The sequence below is a fragment of the Bacillus sp. JJ1127 genome, assembly GCF_036965845.1.
Taxonomy (GTDB): domain Bacteria; phylum Bacillota; class Bacilli; order Bacillales; family Bacillaceae_G; genus Bacillus_A.
Window position 1 is genome coordinate 1 of sequence record NZ_JBALQK010000318.1, and the last position, 4,507, is coordinate 4,507.

The following is a 4,507-nucleotide window of genomic DNA, read 5'->3' on the forward strand; positions in this document are numbered from 1 at the left end:
CAATTAAGCAGTGAGTATGGCGTATCAGAGGTAACCGTTTATAAATGGATTAAACTATATTCTCCTATCACATCAGTTGATGAAGATGAAATAACACTAGAAGATATATTGAATATCACGTTAAAAATGAATTATTACCCGACATCCCTGACTTATATGTCATTCATTCAGTTTATGAAGATGGTGAACCTACGCAATATCGGCTTCATACACATGGGCTTTTAAGAGCGGGAGTAACGGAAGTTGAATTAATCATCCCAAACCGTCTTTCTTCTTACTACGGTATTCCTGACCTCTTTCAAACATTTGCTAATAACGCAATTGAAAATGGATATGTCCCGATTAACGAGCCTGTAATTATAGCACAAAGTCAGCAAGGTACGATATATACCGTAGCCGTTCCGTGGGAAAAAGGCCTATCTTATATTGGGCATAAAACGAGTATTACGCAATTAACCTCGATTGAAGAGGAAGAAGTATCCATTCAACCAACGGATGCAAATAAATTATTTCTTGGAGGTATGGACGCTCGAGACGAATACCATCAGCTTCCGTCTGTCGTATTGTTTTATTTTAATGCTGAAGAAGGATATATTGAAAGCTTTTTCAACGAACAAGAAGAGAATACAGGATTGATGTTCTACAAAACCAATGCTGAAACAGATCGAATGGCTTACAATGCGAAAAGCAGCTTTGGGTATTTCGCCAACATTTTTAACATTGAACAAAACAATGAGGACTTTCGTTTCCTTGCCAAATTTGGTATTCATTATGAAGAAGACAAAAGTGAACACATGTGGTTTGAAATGAAGAACATTACAGAAGACAACATCAACGGAATACTCATTAACCATCCATATTTTATTGAACATATGACTGAAGGAACTTCATACAATCTAGATTTCGAAAACTTAACGGAATGGGTTATTTATGCAGGAGATGACGTCATAAAACCTAGCAACTTATATCTGTTTTTTGAATAAACAGCCTTCTAAAGCACGGGCGCTTTGGAGCTTTCAATGATTAGAAAATTTTTTGCTCAAGCTATGTCTTTTGTTACTCCATTGCAGGATCTAAATAAGCTTTAGAACTTTGCAACGAAAAGGAGTTGGTCCAGTATTCGAAGCATCGACTAGGCACCATTATATCCGTATAAGGGGAAGTTGAAGCCAGTTCATCCCGTATTAACGGGCAGTAATACTCCCACCTCAAAATGCTAAGATCGTTCCATTTGAAAATAGTGGCCACGGTTTATTTATAGAAGAAAGAATGAAGATGAATAGGGAGCTTTTGCAATTTGTTATGTCATGAGAAATTGTGTTTTTCCTTGCAATTAATTTAGTAAATATTATACAATTTACAAAAGGAACGTACGTTCTTTTTCTCGTGTGAGAAAACATATTGAAAGGGGATGGATTTATATGAAAACTCATTTTGAATTTCCGTTGATTTTACAGCCATATAAAGATGTATTAGAAAACACAATACGATCGTATATACAGGTTACTGCGCATAAGGAGAATACCTCTTTGTCTCAAAGTAAATTTGGAGGTTATCCGTATCTGCCATTGATAGCGGAACATCCAAAAGATGAGAATGGGAAAGTCATGATGCTATTAGCACAGCTGAATTTTACAGATATTCCAAAACTAGAAAATATGCCTGAAAAGGGAATTTTACAGTTTTTCATTTCATATGAAGATGATGTTTATGGCATTGACTTTGATGAACAAACGAATCAGAAAAATTTCCGAACAGTATACTATGAAAACGTTATTACAGATGAGTCCTTGCTTGTGACGGATTTTGCTTATATGGATGAGATTGATAAAGATATGCTTCCATTTATAGAAGAGTACAAGCTGTCCTTTCAATTAAAATACGAAGCAATGAGTATGACTGATTATCGTTTCGAAGAGTTAATTGAGGGAGTCATAGACTTAGATGAAGAAGTGGAAGTTGATGGAGAAACTTTTGATATGTGGGATGTGTGTGGTGAGTATTTAAGTGGAGCTGGGCATAAAGTAGGAGGATATCCGTGCTTCACACAAACTGATCCGAGAGAACGAGAAACAAACTATTCTGGTTACGATATTCTTCTTTTACAAATTGATACGGATGATGGGGAAAATGATATTATGTGGGGAGACTCAGGTGTTGCAAATTTCTTTATTAAAGAAGAAGATTTGCGAAACTTAAACTTCTCTAATGTTTTGTATAACTGGGATTGTTGTTAAAACGATTATTTATCAAATACAACCCCGACCATGATAACAGGTCGGGGTTACGTTATTATTTTCAATTTCTCCTAAGATATCTTCTTTTTTTCTTTTTTAATACCACTAGTAATTGTTTCGTCTAAATTCTCAAATCACTTTAAATCATTACTTGCTCGCGAAGAACATTCAGTAATAATACACAAAATACTTGTAGTTATGTTGATCGTGAAATGGCGTATCGTATAGTACAAGAGTTTATCAAAGCTAGGACAGTACCGGAATTTATAGAATGGATTGATTTATATCATATAGATTTTGATCATGGATTTTAAGTGATTAATATTTATGAATTTTTTAATGAGGTTGTTGCTGACCTCATTAATTGTGCTTTTAGCCGTGCTATCAATGGGAAAAAGAACGATTTCTTTGAAACTATTTTTGAAATCTATAAAGCAGGTGGCTTTCCTTGTGGTTGGGATGGAGAGTACCCTGGCGATGGAAGAATTATCGCTTATTTTGAAAAAAGATGAAGAATTGTAGAAAATATACTAGACTGAAAAATGGGAAGGTTTTTATTAGACGAACAAAAGTTTAGGGGGAGTTTAAAAATGGCTATAAAAATAATAAGGGCAACAGGAATGATGGGCGGAGCTACAAGAGTGGCTTTAAAGGTGGATAATGAAGTTGTAATGAAATTAGAAAATAATGAAGAGTACATGCTCCCTTCTGATGTAGAAGAAGCGAAGATAAAAGCAAATCAATTGTTTTTTGGAAGTAAAGAAAAACAAGTAAAAAGTGGCGATATAGTCGAAATTAAGATTAATGGTATAGCGATGCTATTGTGTATGGTATCGTTAATAGCGGTGTTATTTGGTTCAATGATTGATCCTAATCTTATCTGGTTTGGTGTAAGCGGCTGTTTGATAACGATGATATATTCAATAAATAATTGGTTCAAGTTAGAAGTTAAATAACAGGGAACAGCAGAGATTTTAAAAACTCTGCTGTTTTTTACATCATAATCATTTACACAGTATTTCGTATATTAGGTAACCAGTAAGTGTCAGTAAAATAGATGGAAAATGGATTGGAAATTAAGTAGAACAAGATTAAACTGTTAAAAAATAACGTTGCGAATGAAATCAGGAGGTACATCATGAGTTATAAAGAACAACTTGCTATTTTATATAAAATGCGCTTTATGGAAAATGAAGGCGATGATATTGAAGAATTTGAAGCAATATTAAATGAATTATCATTTCATGCAGGAAATGAAGTGATTCCAGAACTTTGTAAAGTATTTGAAGACGAGGTAGCGGAACCTTCTGCAGACAGCGATGTAATGGAAACTATTTTTTATATTGCAAGCCGGAATGGATTAGAGGATGGACTTGTACAGTTAGCGAATGGAATACCAAATATGTTACCCCAGGCAGAATTTTGGGCAGATAGAATTCATCGAACACTTTTAAATTCAGAAGAGTTAATTTTACCATATATTAAAGCTTTACAACGAGTTGATGAGTATACGAAACAAATAGTGAAAGAGATTTTGTGTAATGTAAGGAGTGAGATGCCCGAGTTATTTGCGGAAAAGGTTGATTTTATGTTAAATCATTTGGCGAAATAAGGTAGTCTATTCACATCACTACAACAACTATGAAGAAATCTTCATTAATTCTTCCATTCATCAATTTGCAGAAAGCCTTCTATTGTTTTCGAAGTTAATTGACGAAGCGATTCACTTAAATGGTGAATTTGCTTTTTTAGATAATGAAATTCCTGAATCAGTGTGTATCTGGTTTGAAAATGAATTAAAGCGTATCGATCCAAAGGCTGTAGAAAAGAATACATTTTGGTCTGAAGAACTTGAAAATCTTATTGAATAAAGGCGTGCATTTTATGAATAGTTAAGAAAAGAATTTGTAATAATACGAGTCAGTGAATGAGGAGTATTATGTTTAGATGTTAAAGGAAAGAGGCGGAGATAAATGAAGTATGGGGAACACACAAAATTAGTAGAAGAAGTAATCGAGTTTATACAAAAACAGAATTTATTCGATATAAGAAATACTGAGATATATTCTTTGTTAAATGATATAGAAGTTATTCATGATTTTAATATTGCGCAAGAATTAGCTTGGTCTCAAGATTTAGACATGATTCAGGTAGTCTGGGATGATATTAAATCTGAAGAAAGTGCAAATGTATTAGAAGGGACTTATAATACAAGCATGGAAACTCAAAAAGATATGTTATATGAAGTTTTTTCTAATGTACAGAACTAT

Annotated in this window: 4 protein-coding genes and 4 pseudogenes; all 8 read left to right on the forward strand. The window is 33.6% G+C overall.

Going from position 1 to position 4,507, the window contains the following annotated elements:
* Positions 1 to 129 (forward strand): annotated as a pseudogene (locus V7183_RS26060) (IS3-like element ISBce13 family transposase); the annotation flags it as partial.
* A pseudogene (locus tag V7183_RS23545) lies at positions 96 to 983 on the forward strand (DUF4026 domain-containing protein); the annotation flags it as partial. The pseudogenes V7183_RS26060 and V7183_RS23545, both read left to right, overlap by 34 nt.
* Positions 984 to 1,421: 438 nt before the next feature.
* The gene (locus tag V7183_RS23550) at positions 1,422 to 2,237 is read left to right on the forward strand and encodes a YwqG family protein (RefSeq protein WP_335361019.1); all 816 of its coding nucleotides are present in this window, start codon (positions 1,422 to 1,424) and stop codon (positions 2,235 to 2,237) included.
* A 332-nt stretch (positions 2,238 to 2,569) separates the two neighbouring features.
* Positions 2,570 to 2,749: pseudogene (locus tag V7183_RS23555) on the forward strand (hypothetical protein); the annotation flags it as partial.
* Between the two features lie 78 nt (positions 2,750 to 2,827).
* Complete coding sequence (locus V7183_RS23560) at positions 2,828 to 3,193, forward strand: hypothetical protein (RefSeq protein ID WP_335361020.1); 366 nt, start codon at positions 2,828 to 2,830, stop codon at positions 3,191 to 3,193.
* A gap of 182 nt (positions 3,194 to 3,375) precedes the next feature.
* Entirely contained in the window at positions 3,376 to 3,849 is a 474-nt protein-coding gene (locus V7183_RS23565) for an Imm30 family immunity protein (protein WP_335361021.1), read from the forward strand.
* Positions 3,836 to 4,108 carry an SUKH-4 family immunity protein gene (locus V7183_RS23570; RefSeq protein ID WP_335361022.1) on the forward strand — a complete coding sequence of 91 codons (273 nt, stop codon included), beginning with the start codon at positions 3,836 to 3,838 and terminating at the stop codon, positions 4,106 to 4,108. Before V7183_RS23565 ends, V7183_RS23570 begins: the two co-directional genes overlap by 14 nt.
* Positions 4,109 to 4,210: 102 nt before the next feature.
* Positions 4,211 to 4,507 (forward strand): annotated as a pseudogene (locus tag V7183_RS23575) (cytoplasmic protein); the annotation flags it as partial.